Annotated in this window: 19 protein-coding genes and 1 pseudogene; 4 read left to right on the top strand and 16 right to left on the bottom strand. The window is 59.1% G+C overall.

Features of this window, described 5'->3' with window-relative positions:
- Positions 1-58: 58 nt before the first annotated feature.
- The 6 genes from ACOBR2_RS16040 to ACOBR2_RS16015 form a co-directional block, all read right to left on the bottom strand.
- Positions 59-1,852, bottom strand: a complete 1,794-nt coding sequence (locus ACOBR2_RS16040) for a proline--tRNA ligase (RefSeq protein ID WP_420237116.1) — start codon at positions 1,850-1,852, stop codon at positions 59-61.
- A gap of 102 nt (positions 1,853-1,954) precedes the next feature.
- Positions 1,955-2,221, bottom strand: coding sequence for a type II toxin-antitoxin system RelE/ParE family toxin (locus ACOBR2_RS16035; RefSeq protein WP_420237115.1), 267 nt, complete (start codon positions 2,219-2,221; stop codon positions 1,955-1,957).
- On the bottom strand, positions 2,218-2,478 hold the full coding sequence (locus ACOBR2_RS16030) for a CopG family ribbon-helix-helix protein (RefSeq protein ID WP_420237114.1): 261 nt from the start codon (positions 2,476-2,478) through the stop codon (positions 2,218-2,220). Before ACOBR2_RS16030 ends, ACOBR2_RS16035 begins: the two co-directional genes overlap by 4 nt.
- A gap of 93 nt (positions 2,479-2,571) precedes the next feature.
- On the bottom strand, positions 2,572-3,420 hold the full coding sequence (locus ACOBR2_RS16025) for an SDR family oxidoreductase (RefSeq protein WP_420237113.1): 849 nt from the start codon (positions 3,418-3,420) through the stop codon (positions 2,572-2,574).
- Positions 3,421-3,484: 64 nt separating this feature from the next.
- Positions 3,485-3,763, bottom strand: a complete 279-nt coding sequence (locus tag ACOBR2_RS16020) for a hypothetical protein (RefSeq protein ID WP_420237112.1) — start codon at positions 3,761-3,763, stop codon at positions 3,485-3,487.
- Positions 3,764-3,805: 42 nt separating this feature from the next.
- The gene (locus ACOBR2_RS16015; RefSeq protein WP_420237111.1) at positions 3,806-4,804 is read right to left on the bottom strand and encodes a KpsF/GutQ family sugar-phosphate isomerase; all 999 of its coding nucleotides are present in this window, start codon (positions 4,802-4,804) and stop codon (positions 3,806-3,808) included.
- Between the two features lie 120 nt (positions 4,805-4,924).
- Between ACOBR2_RS16015 and ACOBR2_RS16010 the strand changes: the two genes are divergently transcribed.
- Positions 4,925-7,534 carry an AMP-binding protein gene (locus ACOBR2_RS16010; protein WP_420237110.1) on the top strand — a complete coding sequence of 870 codons (2,610 nt, stop codon included), beginning with the start codon at positions 4,925-4,927 and terminating at the stop codon, positions 7,532-7,534.
- 81 nt (positions 7,535-7,615) lie between these two features.
- On the opposite strand, the gene ACOBR2_RS16005 is transcribed toward ACOBR2_RS16010, so the two are convergent.
- On the bottom strand, positions 7,616-11,098 hold the full coding sequence (locus ACOBR2_RS16005) for a malectin domain-containing carbohydrate-binding protein (RefSeq protein ID WP_420237109.1): 3,483 nt from the start codon (positions 11,096-11,098) through the stop codon (positions 7,616-7,618).
- A 631-nt stretch (positions 11,099-11,729) separates the two neighbouring features.
- On the opposite strand from ACOBR2_RS16005, the gene ACOBR2_RS16000 reads away from it, so the two are divergent.
- Positions 11,730-12,137, top strand: coding sequence for a bacteriohemerythrin (locus ACOBR2_RS16000; RefSeq protein ID WP_420237108.1), 408 nt, complete (start codon positions 11,730-11,732; stop codon positions 12,135-12,137).
- Positions 12,138-12,182: 45 nt separating this feature from the next.
- Here ACOBR2_RS16000 and holA read toward each other — a convergent pair whose 3' ends face one another.
- The 8 genes and pseudogenes from holA to ACOBR2_RS15960 all read right to left on the bottom strand — a co-directional run bounded on the left by holA (position 12,183) and on the right by ACOBR2_RS15960 (position 19,323).
- Positions 12,183-13,349, bottom strand: coding sequence for a DNA polymerase III subunit delta (gene holA, locus ACOBR2_RS15995; RefSeq protein ID WP_420237107.1), 1,167 nt, complete (start codon positions 13,347-13,349; stop codon positions 12,183-12,185).
- A gap of 161 nt (positions 13,350-13,510) precedes the next feature.
- Positions 13,511-14,008, bottom strand: coding sequence for a protein-disulfide reductase DsbD domain-containing protein (locus ACOBR2_RS15990; RefSeq protein ID WP_420237106.1), 498 nt, complete (start codon positions 14,006-14,008; stop codon positions 13,511-13,513).
- Between the two features lie 212 nt (positions 14,009-14,220).
- A complete protein-coding gene (locus tag ACOBR2_RS15985; RefSeq protein WP_420237105.1) occupies positions 14,221-14,856 on the bottom strand; it encodes a TlpA family protein disulfide reductase in 636 nt (211 codons plus the stop codon).
- A gap of 83 nt (positions 14,857-14,939) precedes the next feature.
- On the bottom strand, positions 14,940-15,296 hold the full coding sequence (locus tag ACOBR2_RS15980; RefSeq protein ID WP_420240023.1) for an AMP-binding enzyme: 357 nt from the start codon (positions 15,294-15,296) through the stop codon (positions 14,940-14,942).
- A 138-nt stretch (positions 15,297-15,434) separates the two neighbouring features.
- A pseudogene (locus tag ACOBR2_RS15975) lies at positions 15,435-16,700 on the bottom strand (AMP-binding protein); the annotation flags it as partial.
- 56 nt (positions 16,701-16,756) lie between these two features.
- Positions 16,757-17,155, bottom strand: coding sequence for a (R)-mandelonitrile lyase (locus tag ACOBR2_RS15970; RefSeq protein ID WP_420237104.1), 399 nt, complete (start codon positions 17,153-17,155; stop codon positions 16,757-16,759).
- Positions 17,156-17,181: 26 nt separating this feature from the next.
- Entirely contained in the window at positions 17,182-18,177 is a 996-nt protein-coding gene (locus ACOBR2_RS15965; RefSeq protein WP_420237103.1) for an aldo/keto reductase, read from the bottom strand.
- Between the two features lie 87 nt (positions 18,178-18,264).
- A complete protein-coding gene (locus ACOBR2_RS15960) occupies positions 18,265-19,323 on the bottom strand; it encodes an NAD(P)-dependent alcohol dehydrogenase (RefSeq protein WP_420237102.1) in 1,059 nt (352 codons plus the stop codon).
- 261 nt (positions 19,324-19,584) lie between these two features.
- On the opposite strand from ACOBR2_RS15960, the gene ACOBR2_RS15955 reads away from it, so the two are divergent.
- On the top strand, positions 19,585-20,496 hold the full coding sequence (locus ACOBR2_RS15955) for an AraC family transcriptional regulator N-terminal domain-containing protein (protein WP_420237101.1): 912 nt from the start codon (positions 19,585-19,587) through the stop codon (positions 20,494-20,496).
- Positions 20,497-20,721: 225 nt separating this feature from the next.
- Positions 20,722-21,429, top strand: coding sequence for a monofunctional biosynthetic peptidoglycan transglycosylase (gene mtgA / locus ACOBR2_RS15950; protein WP_420237100.1), 708 nt, complete (start codon positions 20,722-20,724; stop codon positions 21,427-21,429).
- A gap of 71 nt (positions 21,430-21,500) precedes the next feature.
- On the opposite strand, the gene ACOBR2_RS15945 is transcribed toward mtgA, so the two are convergent.
- Positions 21,501-23,627: a sigma-54-dependent Fis family transcriptional regulator gene (locus tag ACOBR2_RS15945; RefSeq protein ID WP_420237099.1), complete on the bottom strand. Its 2,127-nt coding sequence runs from the start codon at positions 23,625-23,627 to the stop codon at positions 21,501-21,503.
- Positions 23,628-23,764 lie beyond the last annotated feature (137 nt).

The raw sequence follows: 23,764 nt of genomic DNA, 5'->3' as shown, positions 1-23,764 counted from the left end.
GGAAGAATGCGGCCGAAAGCGCTCACGCGCCCCGGCCGCGTTCCTGAAAAAAGAGAAATTACTCGCCGCTGACGGCCAGCAAACTTTCTTCGGCAATGCTCTGCTTCAACTTGGAAACGACCTCGGTCAGCGCTACATCCTCGCTGGCGGAGCCAGCACGCTTGACCAGTTCCACAATGCCAGAAGCAGCCTTCTTGCCTACATTGATGCGGTAAGGAATGCCCACCAGATCAGCATCCTTGAACTTGACGCCGGCGCGCTCGTCGCGGTCATCCAGCAGAACGTCGAGCCCAGCCGCATCCAGCTCGGCAGCCAGCTTTTCGCCCGTTGTACGCAGCGCCTCGTCGTTCATGTTGGTAACCGTGACTACCACTGCGAACGGCGCAATCGAAGCTGGCAGCCAGAAGCCGTTGGCGTCGTTGGACTGCTCAATGGAAGCCGTCAGAATGCGCTCGATGCCGATGCCATAGCTGCCCATGATCGGCGTAACTTCCTTGCCGTTCACATCCAGCACGCGTGCGCCCATCGCCTCGCTGTACTTGTAGCCCAGCTTGAAAATATGGCCGATTTCAACGGCCTTGCCCACCACCAGCTTGCCCGAACAACCCGTTTTGGGGCAGGTTTCGCCCGCATTCACGGTGCGAATCTCAGCCAGCAGCGTCCAGGAAAAGTCCTTGCCCGGCGTAACGTTGCGCAGGTGGTAATCGAGCTTGTTGGCGCCGCAAACCATGTTCACGCGGCCTTCCAGTGCCTTGTCAACCACGACGGTCAGCTCTTCGGTCAGATGCTTTACAGAAACCTTCAGCCCCACCGGGCCCAGATAGCCGGCCGGTCCGTGGAGGTACTGCTCCAGCTCCTCGGCCACCATCGGACGAAGTTCCGCGCCGCCCAGCGAACCCAGCAGCTTGGTCTCATTCACCTGATGATCGCCGCGCAGGAAGGCAGCCACCGGCAGCCACTGATCCTTGTCCTCGCTTGCGCCACGCTTCAGAGCCATGTAGGCCACGCACTTGATGTCGTTGGCCTCGCTCATCTTCAGGAAAGCGGCAATGTCGGCAATCGCGCCCATACCGGGGGTGTGAATCTCTTCTGGCTTACCGTCTCCGGTCGGCTCCAGATCAACAACCGGCTCCAGAATCGAGGTCGCCTTTTCAGTGTTGGCCGCATAGCCACAGACCGGACAGCTGGCAATCAGATCTTCGCCCGCGTCGGTGTAGACCATGAACTCCTGCGACTGCGAACCACCCATCGAGCCCGAATCAGCCTCGACAGCCTCAAACTTCAGTCCGCAACGAGAGAAGATCTTGCGATAGGTCTTGTCGTGCAGGTCAAAGCTCTTGTCGAGTCCGGCCTTGTCGATGTCGAACGAATAGGCATCCTTCATCGTGAACTGGCGCACACGCAACAAACCCGACTTGGGACGAGGTTCGTCGCGGAACTTGGTCTGAATCTGGTACCAGATCTGCGGCAACTGCTTGTAGCTGCGCAGCTCGTTGCGGGCAATCCAGGTCATGATCTCTTCGTGGGTCATGCCCAGGCACATCTCGGCGCCCTTGCGGTCCTTCAGGCGGAACATGTTTTCGCCCATGCCCGTCCAGCGGCCGCTCTGCTCCCACGGCTCCTTGGGCAGCAGGGCGGGCAGGAAGAACTCCTGCGCAATCTGATCCATCTCTTCCCGAACGATGCCAATGATCTTCTGAATGGACCGCTGACCGAGAAAGAGATAGTTGTAAAGCCCCGCGCCCATCTGCCGAATGTAACCGGCGCGGACGAGAAACTTGTGACTAGCCACTTCGGCATCAGCCGGGGCCTCGCGAAGCGTGGGAATAAACAGCTTGGACCAGCGTTGCATGGGTTCTTTCTTTCCTTTGGACTCCAAAACCTATATTTTACCTGTTATGCGCTCCGGCGGGCGTGCGAACCGGCACAGGCTGACCCAAAACGACTCCGGCCACTACCTTCTACCATGCAATACGTTCACCAGCCAGAGTTCGTTCTCTACCCTTGCATACACAACAATGTACGCAGTCCCGGCAACCACCAGTTCCCGGGTTCCCGTCACGCGTCCGGCACGCCCCAATTCAGGGAAATCTGCCAGTTTTTCTGCTGCAGAGCATATGATTTGCGCAATTTTCCGGGCGGCCGACGGATTTTCTTCGGCAATATAGGCATGAATCGCCTCAAGATCTTCGATTGCCAGAGGCGACCAAAAAACTTTCATCGCGGCGCGGGAAGCTCTTGGTCCGTTCCCCAACTGTCGAGCCAGAGGGTAACTTCTTCATGAGGAATGCCTTTACCGGACTTCAGGGCTTCCATGCTGGAGCGGATGCGACGCTGCTCCCAGCTTTCGGGGGCGACGTAGCTGGCCAGCACCTCGGCCGCGACCTCGGCCACAGGCTGTTGCCGTGCATACGCCAGTTCTGCCAGCCGGGCCTGCGCATCGGGATCAAGATGAACCGTAATTGGTGCCTGCGCCATGACGACATCTCCATGATCATGGGACAGATGCGTGGAAAACCGCAAGGACAGAGTAGAAAAAAATTCACAATACTCTGCAATCGAAAGTTTCAGCTATCTTTCCATCCCGCTGGCCTTCTTGATTAGCCGCTCATAGACTCGTCCGGGCAGCAACGCACGCAGCACCAGAAGCAGTTTTGCGTCCGCGCCGAAGACCGTGCGCAGTCGCGGCCGCTTAGCCTCCAGAATCCGCGCAATGCCGTCGGCCACCTGCTGCGGATCGGGCCGCTTTTTCGCCTGCAGCAGCCGCTGCTTCCATGCCGCCAGCCGCGCCGCGTTTGGGGAGTGCGCATCGAGGGAATTTTTTGCAATCACGGCATTGCGGGACCAGATGTCGGTCTCGAAGGAACCCGGTTCCACCAACGCCACCTGAATGCCGAGCGGCGCGACTTCAAAGCGCAGGCTCTCCGTCCAACCTTCCAGCGCATGCTTCGAGGCCGCGTAGCTGGAAATGCCCGGAAAACCGCAGCGCCCGCTGATGGAAGAGACCATCACGATGTGCCCAAAGCCCTGGCGGCGCATCTGCGGCAGAAAGGACCGCGTCACGGCCGTGGCGGCAAAGAAATTTGTATCGAACTGGCGGCGCAGCTCCGCGTCGGAAACATCGTCCACAAAACCCGCCAGCGCAAAGCCAGCATTATTCACGATTGCATCGAGCGGTGCCTTGCGCTTGCTCACCTCAACAGAGAGCGCATCGATCTCTTCCTGCCTGGTCACATCGAGTTGCAAAAACTCGATGCGGTCGAGCACACCCGCAGCCTGCGCTGCCGCTTCCAGCCGCGTGCGTCGAGATAGATCCCTCATGGTAGCCAGCACATGCCAGCCGCGCCCGGCCAGCGTAACCGAAGTCAGCAGGCCGAAGCCGCTCGATGCACCGGTAATGAGGGCTGTGCAATCCGTCAATCCGTAAATTCTCCTGTATATACGTTCATCGCTATAGAACGCCAATCTGTGTTGATGAACGGGACTACTTGCGCAGCCCGCGCAACAGCAGCAGAGCTATCGCCAGCGGAATCAATCCGGTCAAGCAACTGATGAAGTTGAACTCGTGCGTGCAGGCAAAGACAAAGATTCCCGCCGAAAGCAGCAGAAACAGAAGAACAACCACATACGAAGACCTCTTTGAAGCAATTCCAGAAACCGAAGAGTGTGTTGGAAAAATCTGCTCCCGACCATGTTCACCCGGACGACTCTGGCGATTCTTGAAGTCTTCGATGACCTTCTCAAGTTCAGGATCTTCGTTCATGGCATCTTCCCCTTGCCTTATCGCGATTTCTGTCCCTTGCCCTTAAATCATCTCCACGCCCCACAGATCATGCAGGTGCAGTACGCCTTCCACAGTCTGATCGGGCTGGATGACCACCAGTGAGGTGATCTTTTTCTCTTCAAGGATGGCCAGCGCTTTGGCCGCCAGTTCACTACTGGCAATGGTGCGCGGATGGGCGTTCATGGCCTCGCCCGCTCTCTTGGCGAGAGCCGCTCCGCCTTCGCGTTCAAGCAGGCGGCGCAGGTCGCCATCCGAAATTACGCCGCAGAGTTTGCCCTCGCACTGCACGGTAGTCATGCCCAGCTTTTTTGACGACATTTCATAGATCACGTCGGCCATGGGCGTGGTGGGCGTTACGTGGGGCACTTCGTCGCCCGCATGCATCAGATCGCGCACCCGTGCCAGCCGCTTGCCGAGCTTGCCGCCCGGATGCAGTTCGGCAAAATCCTCGGCGCGAAAGCCCTTGCGCAGGCTCACCGCAATGGCCAGCGCGTCGCCCAGCGCGAGCATCGCCGTGGTGGAGGCAGTGGGAGCAAGATTCATGCCGCAGGCCTCGCGCTCCACGGCACAGTCGAGGGCCACATCGGCGCTCTCGGCCAGCGTGGAAGCCATATTGCAGCAGAGCGCGATGAGCGCGTCGCCCTTGCGTTTGAGCGTAGCCAGCAGGCGCAAAATCTCTTCCGTCTCACCGCTGGCGGAGAGCGCCAACACCACGTCGCCGGCCATCAACATACCCAGGTCGCCATGCACCGCTTCCGCCGGATGCAGAAAGAGCGCGGGCGAGCCGGTGGAGCTGAGCGTGGCTGCGATCTTCTGCGCGATAATGCCGCTCTTGCCCATGCCGGTGACGACCACGCGGCCATGCGTTTCACCGCAATGCAACAACAGTTCCACGGCCTGCTCAAAGGGCGCGGCCATCGGGCCTTCCAGGCGCTCAGCCAGAGCCAGCAAAGCCTCGGCCTCGGTGCGTACCAGGGCGGACGGGGTGCGGGGTGCGATCTTCTGCTCCAAATCACTCATCGGTCCTGAGAATACCAGTTTCCCGGGGGACGCCGAAATGAAGCTGGGTTCCAAAAGCAGCTCCCCTTGGCTGCGATCTTCTTCAAAAGAGGTCTTCACCAGCCAGAAAACACTGCTAGGATGGTGCTTCTGGTTTTCACCATGCGCGAACACCTGGCTACGCTCGTTGCAGACTTCCGCCGCCATGGGCGGCAGCGCGCCCTTGTGCATCATCGCGGCACACGGCGCATCATCACTACCTATGCGGAACTGGCGCAACTGGCCGGTCGCTTTGCCACGCTGCTGGAGTCGCGCGGCATTCAGTCCGGTGAACGCGTGCTGCTGTGGGGCGAGAACTCGGCAGAGTGGATCGCCGCCTTTTATGGCTGCATGCTGCGCGGCGTGCTGGCCGTGCCGCTGGACGTAACCGGCTCGGCCGACTTTGCCCGGCGCGTTGCCGCCGACGTTGAGCCCCAGTTGGTGGTGGGCGATGAGGCTCTGCTGCGCCAGCTCCCGGAAGAGTACGCACGGCTGCGCTTTGAAGACTGGCCCGGCATATTGCCTGCGGGCGAAACCGGCCCCGTCAGAGGCCTCGGCAAAGATACACCGCTGCAGATTCTCTTCACCAGCGGGACAACGGGCGATCCCAAAGGCGTAGTGCTCACCCACGACAATATTCTAGCCAGCATTGCTCCCATTGAAGAGGGTGCGAAGCCCTACCTGCGCTACGAGCGGCTGATTCATCCACTGCGCATTCTGCACACCCTGCCTTTAAGTCATGTCTTTGGCCAAACCATGGGCCTGTGGGTTCCGCCCATCTTTGCGGCGGAGTTGCACATGGAAAACCATCTGGTGGCGGCGCGGCTGATTAAAACCATACGCAACGAACGCATCTCGGTGCTGGCCGCCGTGCCCCGCGTGCATGCCCTGCTGAAGGCGCATCTTGAAGCAGAGCACCCCGGGCTCAGCGAAGAACTAGCCCACACAGACGGCCTCAAAGCGTGGCAGCGCTGGTGGCGCTTCCGCAAGATCCATCGCGAACTGGGATTGAAGTTCTGGGCGCTCATCAGCGGCGGCGGCGCGCTCAGTGGCCCCATCGAGCAGTTCTGGAACAGCCTTGGCCTAGTGCTGGTGCAGGGCTACGGCATGACGGAAAGCTCGGCGCTGATTACGCTGAATCATCCCTTTCACGTAGCCAAAGGCACCATCGGCAAGCCCATGCCGGGCCGCGAGGTCAAACTGGGCGAGGATGGCGAAGTGCTGGTACGCGGCGCAACCATTGCGCCCGCCACGTGGCAGAACGGCTCGCTGCTGCCGCGCTCTGGTGAGTGGCTGGCCACCGGCGATCTGGCCACGCAGGATGCAGGCGGAGCACTGCGTTTTGTTGGCCGCAAGAGTGAGGTAATCGTCACTGCGGCGGGCCTGAACATTCATCCTGAGGATCTGGAAGCCGCCGTAGAAGCGCAAGCGGGCGTGCATGCATGCGCAGTAGTAGCAGCAGATTCCGCGCTTGGTCCCGAGCCCTTTGCGGTGTTGGCCTGCCGTGGAGAAGGCGATCTGGCCGCCCACGCCATTGCCGCAGCCAATGCGCAGTTAGCCGAGTTTCAGCGCATCCATCGCTGGGCATTGTGGCCGGAGCCTGATCTGCCCCGCACTTCGACCGGCAAGGTGCGCCGTCAGGCCGTCCGTGACTGGCTGCAGCAGATCGAAGGTGAAACGCGAAATCAAGCTGTTGGATTTGGCGCCAGCAGCGACTGGCTGCTGGTGCTCATCGAGCAGATCAGCGGCAAACGCGCCTCCGGCGTGGGCGACGAACTGCGTCTAAGCGAAGATCTGGGCCTGGACAGTCTGGGCCGCATTCAACTGGCTGCCGCGCTTGAAGAACGCTTGGCGCTTACGACATGCGATGGGCTGCTGGACGGTGTGGAAACCCTGGGACAGTTGCGCGATCTCGTCGAAGCTGGTTCCATTGGTCCTGCCGCAGATGCACCGCAGGGACAAAGCGAGGCTGCGGCTTCCACTGCGCCTGATCCCGCGCCCTGCCTCGTCTATCCGCGCTGGCCGTGGTCCGCCCCATTCTGCTGCCTGCGCCTTCTCTTTCAGGAGTGTGTGGCAAGGCCGCTGGTGGCTCTTCTGGCCGCGCCCCGCGTTACGGTTGCCGACCAAAACGCGCTCCGCTCCGGCACTCCGCTGCTGATTATCGCCAACCACGGAACCGCCTACGATGGCGCGCTGATTCTTTACGCGCTGCCCGCAGCTCTGCGCCGCAGAGTCGCCATTGCCATGGCCGGTGAAATGCTGGTGGACTATCGCCGCTTCCGCAATCCGGAGGACAAAACAGCGCGCGAAAAATTCTTCTTCTTCGGTCCACTGGTCTGGCTGTTGCTCACCGCGCTCTATAATGTTTTTCCGCTGCCCCGGCGGCGTAATTTTCAGGCTTCTTTCCGGCATATCGGCAGCGCCCTTGACGCAAAACAAAGCGTGCTGCTCTTTCCGGAAGGTACGCGCTCGGCCAGCGGAGAACTGGCGGATTTCCGGCCCGGAATCGGCCTGCTGGCGCGCCAGACAGGCGTTCCCGTGCTGCCGGTTGCGCTCAAGGGTCTGGATGAATTGAAGACCAGCGGCAAGTGGTTCCGCTCGGGCCACATTGAAGTGCGCATCGGGCAGCCCCTGCGCTTTACCTCTGCCGATAGCGAATCATTCATTACCACACGACTTCAGCAGGCGGTTGAAGAACTGCTCATCCCGTAGCCACATCATGCACAAAAAAACAGGCAATCCCTCAGGTGCAATGCAACACACCCGGAAAGGATTGCCTGTCTCGTTCCACTGCTATTTTTCTTCCGCAAGCAGAAGGTTGATGGCGTTGGTCAGCAGGCGGGTCTTCACCACCGGAACCGGTGAGCCCACCAAGCCGTCAAAGAGCACTGTGCCCTTACCAAGCGATGCGGTAAAGGCTGCCGCGCCCAGCGTCTGGCCGTGGTCGCGGCCATAGCCAGCCACCACCTGCACGCCCGGCCCGTCCACCTGCACACCGTAGCTGTTGTTTACGTTGAGCTGGTAGTCGCCATGCGCCACCTCGTTCTTCCCCAGGCCTGCAAATAGATCGCTCGGTCCGGTAAAGACCCAGTCGCCCATCCACGATGCACGCGCCGAAGGCACCACGCCGTGGAACTTCAACGCCCCTGTCGCATCCAGCAGCTTCAGCGCCGGTGTGGCGCTGCTGGCATCGGGCGCGGTCAAGATCAGCGGCGTGCCAGCCTTCACCACATCCAGGACCTCCGCCGTCAGATTGCTCGGCGGCAGGTAGGAGTTCCACACCAATCTATGATGATCGGTGTAGGTTTCACCACCCAACGCATAGGCAAAGCTCTTGCCGCCCGCCTCGATCTTCACGGCGTTGAACAGAGCGGCTCGATAGGACATGCTGACGCCCGTCACCGCGCCTGGCGTAATCTCCACCACGCCCTCGGGGGCATTCACCTCGAAGCTCTTCACCACGGCTGTTGCGCCGCCATGGGCTTCGGCTGCAATGTCAAAGGCCTTGACTACCGTCTGTTTATTGATCAGAATGTCGAAGGTGCGGCTGCCGGGTTTGGCGTCAGCCGCATCGGCAAAGTAGAGCGAAACCTTGGCCGCGCCTGCAGGCAGTCCGGTAAAGCGCAGCGTAAATGCGCCTGCTCCGCCGCGTATGCTGTTGTAGTAGAGCGCATCGTCTTCGGTGTTGGCGATGCGGGAACCATCGTTGATGTGCACGATGGTTCCGTTAGCCTTTTGCGCCGCCACAATCACATCATAGTGCCTAGCCGGATCAAAGGCTTCCACACGCAGATTCTTGACGGGCTCAAGCTCCTTGGCAATCAATGCCACATCGCCCACCACGCCCACTTGCGCGACCTTCAAACTGCTCGGCTCTTGAGCAATCACCTGCACCGTCTCGCTGTTTTCCGCAGGCGTTGCGCCCTGGAGCGCAAGGTGCAATGTGTAGATACCCTCGGCTGCCAAGGCAGGCGTCTTTACCGCCATCTGCACGGGATAGACGAAGTGATTTTCACGGTAGGCAGGCGCAGTCCATTCGCCCAGCTTGCTCTGTTGACCATCGGGCGCAGTCATCGTCAGCGTGAGCGTTCCATCGTGTGGCTTGCCGGTTTCGTTCAGCAGATACACATCCACTAGAACCTCATCGCCCGCCGCATGCACAACGCCGCGCGGTCGCACTACCGGCAGCAGCGGCGCAAGATGCTTGCTGAGCAGAGCTGGATCGGTGCGCGGATTGCGCATGTTATCCACCAGCCCCGAGTGATTCTCGATGGTGGTTGATTCCCAGCCGCTGATGCTCAGAATGTCGTTCGAGTCGGACAAGCGCGCCGACTCAATCACGCGGCCCCAAAATTCGTACTCCTTGCGCCCCGTGCCGTCATAAAGACTCTCGGTGGTCGGATAGCTTTTATCGAGCCCGGTTTGTGCAAGATATTTTTGGTAGGCTGCGTCGATGGCCTGATGATCGGCCAGATCGTAGCTTGCGCCGCCACGCTGCTCAATCTGCTTCACCATCAGACCGTGATGATCGGCCGAGGCCACGCCCAGCATCTCGCCCCAATCCACAATCTCCTTGGCATCGTCGAGCTTATGCGTGTAGTGCTCGGGATCCTTGTAGAGATCGTCGGTCCAGACGCCGGGACCGCCCACGGTATGCTGATCGCGCCAGCCCGAGTAGCCGGTTCCATCGTCGTAACGCGCCACGTCGCTCCACGGCGCAAGCCACGCCTGATGCAGCGGGCTGATGCCAGACTTGGCGGCCACCACGCGGCTCGGATCAAGGGCATGCATCGCCCGCAGCGTATTCCACACATGCGCGTTCGACACATCCGGCTCGGTCTCGTTCTGCACCACCCAGATCACCAGCGACGGATGGCTGCGGAACATCTTCACCATGCGCAGCGTTTTGTCGGCGGTATAGCGGGCCAGAAACGAATCGGGATCGCCGCCCTTGCCGCTTACGTCAAACGGTCCGGTCTTTGACTTATCCTCACGCCCCAGCGACGGGCCCAGAAGATTGCGCCCACCGCCCGGTTCCATGTAGCGCAGCAGGCCCATCTCGTCCTGACGGTCCAGCACGTCTTCCTTGCCGATGTTGCGATGGAAGTTGAGCATGTTCAGGCCCAGATCCTTGGCCACACTCACTTCCTTTTTGGTCAGCTCCGGCGTGGGCCACAGGCCGTTCAGCCCCCAAAAGCCCCAGGAGATGGAAGTGAGCAGACGCACGCGGCGACCATTCAGATAGAGGCCCGCATCCGACCCAATGCCACGCGGCTCAAACCAGCGATAGCCAAAGCGGATGGTGCGCTCGTCGCTGTCTCCTGCCGCAATCCAGTCGGCTTTTAGACCGTAAAGCTGCGGCGTATCCAGATCCCACAACTGCGCCGTGGCGTCGATCAGCGTGGCGGAAAAATCCGCCGAGCTGCCTGCTGCCACATGCGCCGCAACCTCGCGGCTTACCCGCACCGCGCCGGTCTTCAGGTCAACAACGCTCAGCCGCAGCGTGCCCTGCTCTGCCGCCGCCGTAGTGTTGCGAATGGTGGCGCTGGCCTGAATCGTATGCGGCTCGGGCCGGTTCAGCACCCAGGCGTCTTCCACAAAAACCGCATCGTGGGCCGTGATCGTCATGCCACGATCCAGCCCGCCAAAACCGGGGCTCTTCTGCAACTCGTACTTGCCCCAGTGCATGTTCTGGTCGCGCCAATCCAGGCGGCCGCCAGGGTTGGTGATGCGAATGACAATCTGGTTGGGCTTGCCCGGCTCGATGGCCTTGGAAATATCCACGTCAAAAGCTGTCTCGGCGATCAGGTCGTAACCCACCAGCTTGTGGTTGACGAAGATCTCCGCCCGCTGCCGCGCACCGCGCAGATGCAGCAGAACAAGTTTGTGCGCAAAACCGGCAGGAATATCCACCGAGCGCGTCCACCACGAAACACCTTCGTAGTTGCCGTTCTTAATCTCCGGATCGGTCTCGGTATAGCCATATTCGCTGGCCGTGTAGGGCCGCTGGCCGAGCTTGCCCCAGTAGTACTGCTCGACGGTGGCCGGCAGAGTCACGCGAATGCCTTGCTGGTCCAGCACCTGCCAGCCGCCGGTGGGCGGATGAACCGGAAGCTTGGCCAGATTCACCTCTTCCGGAAGATACAGAACATCGTCTTTCCACTCCGCATGCACGTCGGGCCAAAGATTCCAGCCCGCGTCCGGCACCAGCACGGTGTCCGCACCCGGCAGAGCCTCCTGCGCCCTGCCCGAAGCGGGCGACGAAACTGCAATCAACAGAAATAAACCGAGGAAACAAAGTTTTCCGAACAGCGATTCCGGCCGCACACAAGCTCTCATGGCTTCTCTCACGTTCCCCGAAGGGATGAATGGATTGCGGAGGAAAGCCAGAGTTCCAGAACGCGAAGCACAATGCCTCAAGAAAAACGCTTTACTCCACGGTCTACCATCATCCTTCACCTGCCTGCTCGTTGGCAACAGGTTTGAAAAAAACTGTTTTGCATGCTGATTTTCCATTTTCGAGCTGGTCCAAAAACCTTCTAGAAAAGCCCTCAAAATAATTTCTGCCCCGACCTTTTCTTTCCCTTCTCCTCCTCCGCAGTTCCAAAAACATACAGAAGTTCTCTGCAGCGCATCTACTCCTCAGCTTCCTGGCCTTCCCGCCGATACACAAGATTCAGGGACTCTCCACAAACGTGTGGAGAACAAGTACACAGTTCCAGGGAGTGGTTCCGGGCGTACCACGCAAAACCGATTTCGCTTACGGCAGAGGTCTTTCCCTGCAAGAAAAATGGCCAGGAACCTGCCTGCGGCCTGTGGATCAACTCCAGTGCTCCCTGACAGTTTTGTCCTCTATACGAACAAGGTTTTTGGAGCGCTTGCTCCTGCGGATTCGGAGAGTTTGATCATGCCACTCCTCAAATGGGATCCCAAATACAGCGTTGGCGTCTCTGCCATGGACCACCAGCACACCATTCTGTTTGAGCTTCTGAATGAGCTGCATGATGCCATGGCCAAGGGCCGCGACCGCGCCTCGCTCTGCGATCTGCTGGCCCGCCTCTCTGACTATGCCCACCAGCACTTTGCCGAGGAAGAGCAGTTGATCACCAGCAATGACTATCCAGAGGTGGCGGCGCACCATGAGCTACATCGCGAACTCCTGCAGCAGATCACGGATTTCCAGGGCCGCCTGGGACGCAGCGACCTTACCCTCAGCCTGCACCTGCTGAACTTTCTGCGCGACTGGCTTACCCATCACATTCAGAAGGTCGACCGCAACTACGGCATATGGCTGAACGAGCGCGGCATCCACTAGGAACACCGCGCCCACGCTGTTTTTTCAAGTTGTAAAAGAAAAATTTCAGCCCTCAAAAGAGAGCTGCGGCGCAAGCCATTCAGGACTTTCCGGCTTGGGCTCCGAGGCCAGATCGTAGATCAGCCGTTCCAGCACCAGACGCTTGTCAGGCGGCGAGCTGCGCAGTTCAAGATCGGCCCGCGCCACCAGACGCAGTGCTCGGGTCAGTTCACGGCGATTTTTATAGCGCCGCGCCTGCCGGATCAGATCTTCCGCTGCAAACGGCGGCATGCGGAATCCCTGCCAGAGCGCTGCCCAGATCGCCCGCGAATCACGCACATTCTTTTCGAGGATCACCAGCATCTGCCGGAAGGTGCGGGCCAGCATGTACAGGTGGCCGATGGCCGCATCTTCGCCGGCTTCCGAGCTGTTCAGCAGGCCGTCGAGCAGGAGCAGAGCCCGCTGCCGATCGCGCGCGCTGATGGCGTCGGTCAATTCATAAAGTGAGCGCTGCTTGGCACCCAGCACCATCGTTTCCACGTCGCCCAGCGTGATGCGGCCACGGCCGGTGGCGTAGAGCAGCAACTTTTCCAGCTCGGAGCTGACCAGCATCATGTCAGCGCCCAGTGCATCCACCAGTTCGTGTGCCGCATCCTGATCCAGCTTGATTTCAGCTTGACCAGCCGTGGCCATGGCCCAGCGCATGGCGTCTTCTTCGCTCACCCGAGCCAGTTCCACCATGCCGCAGTGCTCACCGAGCGTCTCTTTCAGCCGCTCATAGCGATTCTTGTCGTCCATGTCCATGCGGCGTATGTCGCTGGGAATGCTGATAAAGTCGGCAATGAAAAGCAACAACGCCTGCGGATTCGGCGACTTGAAGTAGCGCTCGATGGCGGCAAACTCTTCCTTCTTTGAGCCGCGCGAATAAAGCGTCTTCAGATTACGTACAAAAATCACCTGAAAGGGAGCCATCAGCGACGGCGTCTGGGCACGGTCCAGCACCTCGAAGATGCTCGTCTCGCCCAGGTCCAGATCCGACAGGCAAAAGTCGCGCATCTCAGGCGGCACCAGTGCCTTCAGGATGGCGGACCGGCAGCGGTCGTGCAGAAAAATCTCATCGCCCAGCAGCACATAGCCCGCCTGACGCTCGCCCTGGCCAGCAGCCGAGGCCTCGATTTCCCCCACAAAGCGCGCCGCCGCGCTGAATCCTGCACCCCAACGCGCGCCACTCACCGCTTGTACCCTCCGAAGCTGACAGTCGTACTCACCTCAACCAGCATAACTGCTTCGTAACGGGAAAGCCACGTGCCAAAAGGGAACTGGAACCAGAAAGGCTAAGAAAAATAAAAGCCGCCAATCCTTCGGCGGCTTATGTCTTGTTTTCGTACAGAAATCTACTTACCAAGCACATCGATTTCCACCGGAATCGTACGCGGCGGCATGCACTCGCGCTGATCGCAGGCCTGATAGCGTAGCTTGCCCTCCACCCGATGCTCGCCCGCTTCAGCCACAAGCTTCGCATCCAGAATGAACTCGCCGGTGTACACATTCAGCTTGTTTTTGGGGTCGATGGGCAAGGCCACATCATTGCCTTCTGGGTAGCGCAGATCGGTGACGCGCACGCCCTTGCTCGCGGTCAGCGTCAAAGTGGTGGGGATCAGAAACGTGTCGTGCGGCGCATGGGAGTTGATGTGCAGGCCAGCACCCACGCGAAAGTGCAGCGCAACCGCCGCTGGCCGACCAACGGGCAGTGTGACCTGCTCGGGAGAAACAAAAGCCACCGGCTGCGATTTTTCCGGCGTGGCCGTCTGCGACATTCCCTTGCCGATGAACTGCGCCTGCACGCTCAGGCCACACAACAACACACCAAGACAAACAACAAAACGCTTCATTCGTTTCCTTCTTTCACTAAGAACCCGCGCCGCATTCAAGCAATCCACCGGGGCTGAAGCTCACGCTAGTTTTGCAGACTTTTGCAGGGGTTGAAACCCCTGCCTCCCTCCGCCCACTACGCGAGCCCTACGAACACAACCAACACCGCGAACTGCGCTAATACCGCTGACTTGCTGTCTCGCTGACCAGCTGACTCGCCGTTTCGCTGCCTTCACTTCCCCATCGCCTTACGAATGTTGGCTTCCATCTCGGCCTCTGAACTCATTCCCATCTGTTCGGCAACCACCACGCCGTTACGGTCCAGATAGAAGCTGGTGGGCATGGCATCCAGTCCGCCGAACTTCTCACTCAGGCTGTCGCCGCCCAGCAGCATCGGATAAGGGACCTTCATGGTAGCGGCGAACTTTGCCACTGCCGCGCGGTCGCGAGCCCAGCCCGCCTTGTCGGCAGGCTTCAGGTCGTCGCCTTCGGTGGAAATGCCCACCACCTCAAAGCCCTCGGCGGCGTACTTGTTGCGCAGTTCCACCAGCCAGGGCGTTTCCAGCTTGCAGGGGCCGCACCATGTGGCCCAAAAGTTCACCAGCACGGCCTTGCCTTTGAAGTCCGCCAGCGAAACCTTCCTGCCCTGCAGATCTTCAAGCGTGAAGGCTGGAGCGGCCTTGCCCAACAGCGGCGAGGCTGGCACAGCACCTGAGTCTGCAACCGTGCCCACAGCCGATTCTGGGGTAGGGGCAGCCAGTCGCGCCGCCGCTCTTTGCTGCCGGTGCTTCCAGTTGGCCCAACCAGCAAAGGCAAACAACGCCAGAATCAGAACCACCAGGCCTATTACCGCAGAATTTCTTTTCACGTCCACTCCTCGCTTCTCTCCTCGCATCTCACCTCATTGTACGGAGCAGGAGGAGGAAGCGCACCGACCGTCTTTCTGACTACTCACCGCTCGCCCGGTTGCAGACCGCTATCCCAGGCTCCCTGCTGGCGCAGCTCGACGATTGCCTCCCGCGCCATCTGTTGCATGCGCATGTGGTCGGGCTTGCCTACGCGATTCAGCGGCATCTGGCCCGGCTCCAGCACAATCCAGTGGCGCGGCCGCATGTAGGGCGCAAGGGTGCGTGCGTGGCGATCCAGTTCCCGCGCGTCCAGTTCCGCCCCCGGACGCTTTTCCACCACGGCCACCACCGCTTCTGAAAGCACCGCGTGCTCCGCGCCCACGGCCACGCAGGCCGTCACCTTCTCGGCCAGCGCGCACACATGCTCTTCCACATCGCCCGGAAAAACCTGGTAGCCCATCGACTTGATTACCCACTTGGCGCGACCGGTCAGGTGTAAACCCTTCGCGTCCATGCGGCCCAAATCGCCGGTGTACAGATAACCATCGCGGGAGATCGTTCGCGCCGTGGCCTCCGCATCGCTCACATAGCCCAGAAAGGTCTGTGGCCCATTGAAGCAGACGTGGCCAATCTCGCCCTCGGGTAGCTCGTCGCCGGCCTCGCCATTCTCCCGCATGGGCTGACGAATGGTACAGGGATAGATAGGCATATCCACGCCCAGGCCCGCCAGAATCAGCTCATGCTCCTGCGCATCGGCCTCCACGTAGGTGCAAAAGCCTGCCGCCTCGGTCAATCCCAGTCCCGTGCCCACCACCGGAGCCATGGCCGCCAGCCGCTCCACAAAGGGCCGCGCCACGGCATTGCCGCCATAAGCCGCAAACTTCAGGCTGCTCACGTCGTACTGTGCGTAGTCGCGCAGCATCCACTCCAGATTGAACATGACGGGGATCTGGCCCAGAATCTCCACCTGCTGAGCGCTGATGGCCTACATCGACCGCGCGGCGTCGAACATGTCCATCAATACCGCTGCACCACCGCCAAAGAGCGTGCTCATCAGCAGCTCGGTCTGCCCGCCCACATGCGAAGGCGGCAGATTAACGAGCGAACGCCGACCACTGTCGCAGCCAAAGAATGCGCCACACAAGCACATGTTCTGCACCGTAATGTTTTTGTGCGAAAGCAGCGCGGGCTTGGGCGATCCGGTTGAGCCGGTGGTAAAAATCACCAGAGCGCCATCGTCCTCGCGCACGGTTTTGTCGATGCTCTCCAGCCGCGCCAGTTCTTCCGCTGAACCGATGGCTTCGACCGCCAGCGCACGCTCTACGCATTCCGCAAATTCCGCATAGGAATCCGCTCCCTCCAGCGGCTCGGTGGAATCCACGGCAAGCCATTGCGAAACGAAGGGGCAAGCCTGCTGCAACGCGCTCCACTGCGGACGAAAATCGAAGGGTGGACGCACGCCAACGCCGGCAAAAACCCGTGGCCGCAGAATCTCCACCGCGCGCATCACCTCGGCCACACTCAGACGCAGATCGAGCGGCGCAGCCACTACACCGATGCGGAAGCAGGCGTACTCCAGCAGCACGTGATCGATGCTCATGGGCAGCTGCGTCACAAGATAATCGCCACGCTCAAAGCCCCGCGCCAACAGCTTGAGCGCCAGGGCGGCAGTGGCGCGTTCAAACTGGCTCCAGGTGAGCGTGCGGCTGCCATCGGCGGCAATCAGCGCAGGCTGCTCCCCGCGTTCCCGCGCCCAGTGCTTGACCACATCGTGCAGGCGATGGCGGTCGGCAAAGCGAAGTTGATAATCCTCAAACGAAAAACGCGCAAAGCGCAGGGCAGAGGCTTCGACTGGAAGATTCATTCCTGTCCAGTCCAGCATCTGCCGCTGCGCTCGTCAAGTCTTCTTCTGAAGCTGCGCTATTTTCCTTCGTATTGCGCGTCGTTCACATGCTCCAGCCAGTCCACCGACTTGCCGTTCTTCTGCTCCTGAATGGCGTAGTGGCTCATGGGTGAATCCGGTGCCGCGCCATGCCAATGCTTTTCCCCTGGCGCAAACCAGACGATGTCTCCCGGACCGATCTCTTCCACTGGGCCGCCCAAGCGCTGCACTCGGCCCTTGCCACTGGTCACCAGCAGCATCTGCCCGAGCGGATGCGTATGCCAGGCCGTCCGCGCTCCAGGCGTAAAGTTCACATGCCCCGCACTGGTGAGCGCAGGCTCCGCAGCCTGGTAAAACGAATCTACAAATACCGATCCGGTAAAGTATTCCGCAGGTCCTTCAAAGGAAGCGGCAGTTCCCTTTTTCTTGATTTCCATGTTTCTCCTTCAACCAGCAACCAGCATTACCGGCCGGTGGTCTTTTCAAGCTCTTCGGGGTAGCGTTCCCCCACGACCTCGATTGCCGCCGATGCCTCGTTCAGCTCACGCACATCTTCACTGCTAAGTTGCACGTTGACCGCGCCCAGATTTTCGGCCAGCCGCGTTGTTCGGGTTGTACCCGGAATCGGCACGATCCACGGCTTTTGCGCCAGAAGCCAGGCCAGCGCGATCTGCGCCACTGTCGCCTGTTTGCGGGCGGCAATACTGCCCAGCAGCGTCACCACTGCCTGATTGGCCTTAAGCGCCTCGGGCGTATAGCGCGGCAGGTGGTTGCGGAAGTCAGTACTCACAAACTTCGTGTCGGCAGTCAACGCTCCGGTCAAAAAACCACGCCCCAGCGGGCTATAGGGAACAAGACCAATGCCCAGCTCCTCGAGCACGGGAATAATCTCAGACTCGATCATGCGGAACCACAGCGAATACTCGTTCTGCAGAGCACTGACTGGCTGCACGGCATGGGCGCGACGGAGGGTCTGCACACTGGCCTCGCTCAAGCCAAAGTACCTCACCTTGCCCTCGGCAATCAGATCCTTGACTGTACCTGCCACATCTTCAATCGGCACATCTGGATCAACGCGATGCTGATAAAGCAGGTCAATCACCTCCGTGCGCAGGCGCTTGAGCGAAGCTTCAACCACGGCGCGAATATGCACGGGGCGACTATCCATCTTCCGTAGCCCAGACAATCCACCTGGAGGCACGTCAAAACCAAATTTTGTGGCAATCAAAACCTGATTGCGTACCGGTTCCAGAGCTTCGCCCAGCAGATCCTCATTCGTGTACGGGCCATAGATCTCGGCTGTATCAAAAAGTGTGACGCCTTGTTCCACGGCATGGCGGAGGAGAGCGATCATCTCGGCGCGGTCTTTCTTTTCTCCATAGGCATGGCTCATGCCCATGCAGCCCAGGCCAAGCGCCGACACTTCCAGTCCCTGCGATCCCAATTTACGCTTTTGCATTGAACCCTCACCCTGCTGCTGAATTTCGTAATTCCGGGCGCGCGCTATCGTCTGGGCAGCGCGCGCCGCTTTGCGTCAGAGGAATCGTTACTCTGACTTCATGGTCGAAATATCGATCGAGAAGCGGTACTTCACATCCGACTTGACCATGCGAACGAAGGCTTCGTTGATCTTCTGCGCAGGAATCACCTCAACGTCGGCGGTGATGTTGTGCTTACCGCAGAAATCAAGCATCTCCTGCGTCTCAGCAATGCCGCCGATCAACGAACCCGAGAGGCTGCGGCGGCCAAAGATCAGGCCTGCAGCATGGATGGCATGCGGCTCGGGCGGAACACCAACTACGGTGATGTTGCCGTCAAGGCCCAGCAGATTGATGTAGGCATTCACGTCGTGCTTGGCGGCTACGGCATCCAGAATGAAGTCGAAGCTGCCGGCGTGTTTGGCCATCTGGTTGGCGTCCTTCGACAGCACAACTTCATCGGCACCCAGACGCAGAGCGTCGTCGCGCTTCGACTCGGAAGTGGTGAAGACCACCGTGTGCGCTCCCAGTGCATGAGCAAACTTGACGCCCATGTGACCGAGTCCGCCAATGCCGACCACACCCACCTTCTTGCCCTTGGTCACGCCCCAGTGGCGCATCGGCGAGTAAGTGGTAATGCCAGCACAGAGCAGCGGCGCTGCGCCCGCCGGATCAAGATTGTCGGGCACGCGCACCACAAAACGCTCGTCCACCACCACACTCTCCGAGTAGCCGCCATAGGTGACGCGACCGGTGTGCTTGTCGGGCGAGTTATACGTGAACGAAGCATTGTGACAGAACTGCTCCAGCCCCTTTTTGCAGGCCGGGCAATCGCCATCGGAATCCACCAGGCAGCCGACGCCCACCAGATCGCCCACCTTGTATTTGCTGACCGCGCTGCCCACCGTGGCGACGCGGCCCACAATCTCATGGCCGGGCACGCAGGGGTACACCGTGGGCATAATTTCATGCCATTCGTCGCGCACCTGATGCAGGTCGCTGTGACACATGCCGCAGAACAGAATCTCGATCTGAACGTCGGTCGGGGTTACGGCACGGCGTTCAATCGTCGCGGCTGCAAGCGGGCTGGTCGCGCTGGCGGCCGCGTATGCTTTGGCGTTGTACATGGAATCTCCTCTGTTTTGAGCCCCGTGGGGAAGTTTCTGACTTTTCCCGTTCCGCTTCAGAAAACGACGGGAAAACGCCCACCCTGAGAGTACGGAAAATCGCCCCGCTGGCGGTAGACAGATCCTTCCGATTTCTTGCCTGATTCTCTTACCGCATCGATCATTGTGCACAAGATGGAAGATTCAGCAGTACTCTAGGAACAGCGGCGGGAGGTTGAATTTTCCATGAAAACAGAGGGTATCTCTAAAATTTCCAGCAAAATGAGCTTTGAAGATCTGCGCTCCAGCCTAGCTCAGAGGATTGCCGATCTGAACGCCGAGGAAGGCGTGCAGGCAACCACTATTCCCGGCCTGAACCTCTATCGCCGCTCCGAACCAACCGAATGCAACTCCGCCGCCTACGATCCCAAGCTGATTGTCTTTGTGCAGGGCGAAAAACGCATCAATCTGGGTGGTACGCCGCATGTGTGCACGGCCCACGACTTTCTGATCAGCGCCCTCGATCTGCCCGTCGTCAGCCAGGTGACCAGAGCCAGCAAAGCCCATCCCCTGCTGAACATGATGATCGACCTGGAGATGCCCACACTGCGTGAAATTATCAGTCGTGAGGAGTTTCCCGAATTGAGCGACTCCGGCACAGTCACGCGCGGCATGACGGTGGGCCAGGCCACGCCCGAGCTGCTCTCCGCCTGCCATCGCCTGCTGGACCTGCTGGAAACACCCGACGACATTCCCTTCCTGAGCGGCCTGATCCAGCGTGAAATCTTCTACCGTATTCTGCGCGGCCCCGAGGGCCGTCATCTGCGCGCCATTGTCACACTGGGAGAACAGAGCAACCGCACCGCACGCGCCGTGGCTTGGCTGCGCGAGAATTTTTCCAAACCCCTGAAGGTCGAAGAGCTGGCCAGCATTGCGCAGATGGGCGTTTCCACGCTGCATCATCACTTCCGCTCGCTCACCTCCATGAGTCCGCTACAGTACCAGAAGCAACTGCGTCTGCATACGGCCCGCGTGCGCATGCTGATGGAAGGCCTGGACGCGGCCACCGCCGCCTATGAAGTGGGTTACGAGAGCCCCAGCCAGTTCAGCCGTGAGTACAGCCGCTTCTTTGGCATGCCGCCCGTACGCGACATCAAAAACCAGCGCTCGACTGGCGTGGCCGCACAGGAGTAGCGGAAGGCAGCCTTCAGCTGTCAGCTTATAGATAAGAAACTTGTAGATAAAAACCTGGGCCCGGGAACCTACAAATACGCAAAGACAGCCTTCCGTCCTTCTTGCGAAAAGGCGGCCACTCTCAAGCGGAGAACTGTGGGGCTGACGGCTGCTTCTTATCTATAAGCTGAGGGCTGAGGGCTGAAAGCAGCTTCCCGATCCCGGCAGCAACTTGTATCCTAGAGTGTGAACAACCTTCCAACCGCACAACCCAAACCTCTGCTGCATAGGATTCCCTGGCTGCGCGTTCTGCGCTGGTCGGCGATCGGTCTTGCCTCGCTCTGGCTGCTGGCTGCGCTTTCGCTGGTAGCCCTGCGCTTTATCGATCCGCCCACCACGGCCGTGCATGTGGAGCGCCGTCTGCAGGCTTTTGTCCACGGCAAGCCCTACCAGAAGCGCTACGAATTTGTGCCCATGAGCCAGATCTCGCCCAACCTGCAACATGCCGCCATCTCCGCCGAGGACGGGCGCTTTTATGAGCATCATGGCTTTGACTGGCATGCCATGGAACTGGCCGCCGAACATGACATCGATGGCGGAAAAACCCGCGGCGGGTCCACCATTACCCAGCAACTGGTGAAAAATCTCTACTTCGGCACCCACCGCTCCTACGTGCGCAAGGCGGCAGAGTTCACGCTAGTTCCGGTGGCGGAGCTGGTGCTGGGCAAAAAACGCATTCTAGAGCTGTATCTAAATGTGGTGGAGTGGGGACCCGGCGTTTACGGCGCTGAGGCTGCCAGCCGCACCTGGTACCACTGCCCTGCCCGCAGCCTTGGCCGCCAGCAGGCAGCACAGTTGGCCGCCATGCTGCCCGCGCCGCTCAAGCGTAAGCCGGAACGCGAGGCCCACTACACCACCATCATTCTGGAACATATGCGCCAAGCGGGATGGTAACGGTCAGCTTTGTTCCGAGGAGCACTCAATTCCTGATCTGGCCAAGAAGCATGAATCAGGAATTGAGCGCACTACCCGATGACCTTCTGGAGCCGCTTGATGCGCGCAGTCTGACGGATTTTTCCTGCGTCAATGCCCAGCAGTTTGAGATGCGAGAATAATGTCGAACATGGAACGCCGAGTTGGGCCGCCGCACCCTGTGGACCACCCACCCTGCCGCCCGTCTTCTCAAGCGCCCGGACGAGCATCTCCCGCTCTGCTTTCGCGGTTCCCTCAGCATCCAACGCAGGACTCTGCTCCTCGGAAAATTCTTGATTGTAAGACGAGTTTGCATTGATTGCAGAAACATTCAGCACTGGATCGCGGGATAAAAGCACGGCCCTCTCTATAAAATTTTCAAGCTCTCGAATGTTTCCAGGCCAACTCATGCCCATTAATTGATTCATGATTTCTGTAGGAATCGTGTCAATTGTACGATTCATTTTGCGCGCATATTTTTTCGTAAAATGCCAGGCCAGCATGGGAATATCTTCAAGCCGCTCGCGTAGAGGGGGAACGATGATGGGGAAAACATTCAGGCGATAGAAAAGATCCCTGCGATACGTTTGCTGGGCTACCATCTCTTTCAGGTTGCGATTGGTGGCAGCAATGATGCGCGTATCCACGTGAATGGGCTCTGTGCCGCCAATGCGTTCCACTTCATGTTCCTGCAGCGCGCGCAAAAGCTTGGGCTGGATTTCGATGGGAATGTCGCCTACTTCATCGAGGAAGAGGCTGCCACGATGGGCAAGCTCCATGCGGCCCACCCTGCGGGACACGGCTCCTGTAAAAGAACCTCGCTCGTGACCAAAGAGTTCGCTTTCCAGCAAGGCGGAAGGAATGGCAGAGCAGTTGACCTTGAGCAGAGTGTTCGCGTTACGGTTACTGAGTTTGTGGATGAGTCGAGCAACAAGCTCTTTTCCGGTTCCGGTTTCCCCCAGGATCAGCACGGTCGAATCGCTTTTGGCTACAACCTCAATCTGATACAGAACAGCGCGCAGTGCAGAGCTGTTTCCGATCATCTCGTTGAAGTTGTATTCCGAATTTATGTCGGCTTCAAGACAGAGTTTTTCGCCCGCGACCTGATCTCGCAAACGCGAAATCTGGCGATACGCGCAGGCATTGTCAATCGAGGGCGTGATCTGCCGGACGAGGTCCGTCATCATGCGGACTTCGCCTTCTTCGAGTACACTCTTCTCCTTAAAAAAGTAGTACACGGCACCTACCATGCGCCCTTGCGACACCATCGGAACAGAACAAATGGATTGAATGCCGACTTCCAGAAGACTCTGTGAAAGCTGTGTGAAGGCGGCGTTTCGAGTCAGATCCGTCAACTGCCAGGGCGTCTGGTTTCCATAGATCACACGCGACAACGGTTGATCCTGTGCAGAGAGCGCCTGACGCAACGCTTGCTGCGGACGACCAGTGGCAGGCAAGGGAAAGTACAGCTGTCGGGTATCTTCCTCTTCAAGTGCAAAATCAACTGAGTTGCAGCCGGTAATCTCGCGCAGTTTGCTGACCATATCGCGCAAAAGATCTTCGAGATTGATTTTTGCGGTTGCAACATTGGCTACGTCAAGCAAGCAACGAAGCAGGTTGCGTTCCTGCGCCAGATTCTCTTCGAGCGCCCGCGATTTTTCAAAATTTAATACATTCTCAACCGCAATCGCAATCTGCGCCCCCATGTGTTCAATAAATTCGATCTCTTCGGGGTCGAAGAGGTCTTCGCGTTTTGTGGAGGCAAAGTGCAACACCCCCAGACGCTTTTGCAGCGTAGTGAGCGGAACGGTACAGAAGATCTTCAGATGCTCGTGCTCACGCAGAACAGCATAGTCAGGAAAGTCCGTCTGCAATTGCTTGAAGGTAACCACATAGGATCGCTGATTCTTCCACACCCACATCCCCGGGCCATCCTGAAAGTGATGACCTTCGGGCAGCACAGGAACTTCCCCTGGACAGATGATCGAGATCGTATCCGTCTCGTCGTTGTAGAGCACAAAGTCGAAATAGCAGAACTCAAGCACAGCGTGAAGCTGCGTCTTCAGTGAGCTGACCAACGACTTGGCATCACGTTCCCTTGAGATGATCTGAAGAATATTCAACAGTGCGTTGTAGCGTGTGGGATTTGTGTCAGGGACGAAGTTCTGGATGGGTTGCAAGAAGCTACCTCTGCAGGAAGATGGGAAAGAGAAAAGCGAGCTAGGCTGGTCCTGCAAACTCCATAAACAACGAAATCAACGAAACCGTCTAGAGACTATCGGCACTATAAGCAAAGTACTGATGCACTGCCAAGCTA

The sequence above is a fragment of the Telmatobacter bradus genome (assembly GCF_048629425.1).
Classification (GTDB): Bacteria; Acidobacteriota; Terriglobia; order Terriglobales; family Acidobacteriaceae; genus Telmatobacter; species Telmatobacter bradus.
Note: the sequence above shows the minus strand (reverse complement) of the source record. Positions and strands in the feature narration are given on the sequence as shown.

What these genes read in the sequence shown, in the direction of transcription:
- ACOBR2_RS16040 (WP_420237116.1), bottom strand. Translation starts at nt 1,852, where the DNA reads ATGCAACGCTGGTCCAAGCTGTTTATTCCCACGCTTCGCGAGGCCCCG.
- ACOBR2_RS16035 (WP_420237115.1), bottom strand. Translation starts at nt 2,221, where the DNA reads ATGAAAGTTTTTTGGTCGCCTCTGGCAATCGAAGATCTTGAGGCGATT.
- ACOBR2_RS16030 (WP_420237114.1), bottom strand. Translation starts at nt 2,478, where the DNA reads ATGGCGCAGGCACCAATTACGGTTCATCTTGATCCCGATGCGCAGGCC.
- ACOBR2_RS16020 (WP_420237112.1), bottom strand. Translation starts at nt 3,763, where the DNA reads ATGAACGAAGATCCTGAACTTGAGAAGGTCATCGAAGACTTCAAGAAT.
- ACOBR2_RS16015 (WP_420237111.1), bottom strand. Translation starts at nt 4,804, where the DNA reads ATGAGTGATTTGGAGCAGAAGATCGCACCCCGCACCCCGTCCGCCCTG.
- ACOBR2_RS16010 (WP_420237110.1), top strand. Translation starts at nt 4,925, where the DNA reads ATGGTGCTTCTGGTTTTCACCATGCGCGAACACCTGGCTACGCTCGTT.
- ACOBR2_RS16000 (WP_420237108.1), top strand. Translation starts at nt 11,730, where the DNA reads ATGCCACTCCTCAAATGGGATCCCAAATACAGCGTTGGCGTCTCTGCC.
- ACOBR2_RS15990 (WP_420237106.1), bottom strand. Translation starts at nt 14,008, where the DNA reads ATGAAGCGTTTTGTTGTTTGTCTTGGTGTGTTGTTGTGTGGCCTGAGC.
- ACOBR2_RS15980 (WP_420240023.1), bottom strand. Translation starts at nt 15,296, where the DNA reads ATGGGCTACCAGGTTTTTCCGGGCGATGTGGAAGAGCATGTGTGCGCG.
- ACOBR2_RS15970 (WP_420237104.1), bottom strand. Translation starts at nt 17,155, where the DNA reads ATGGAAATCAAGAAAAAGGGAACTGCCGCTTCCTTTGAAGGACCTGCG.
- ACOBR2_RS15965 (WP_420237103.1), bottom strand. Translation starts at nt 18,177, where the DNA reads ATGCAAAAGCGTAAATTGGGATCGCAGGGACTGGAAGTGTCGGCGCTT.
- ACOBR2_RS15960 (WP_420237102.1), bottom strand. Translation starts at nt 19,323, where the DNA reads ATGTACAACGCCAAAGCATACGCGGCCGCCAGCGCGACCAGCCCGCTT.
- ACOBR2_RS15955 (WP_420237101.1), top strand. Translation starts at nt 19,585, where the DNA reads ATGAGCTTTGAAGATCTGCGCTCCAGCCTAGCTCAGAGGATTGCCGAT.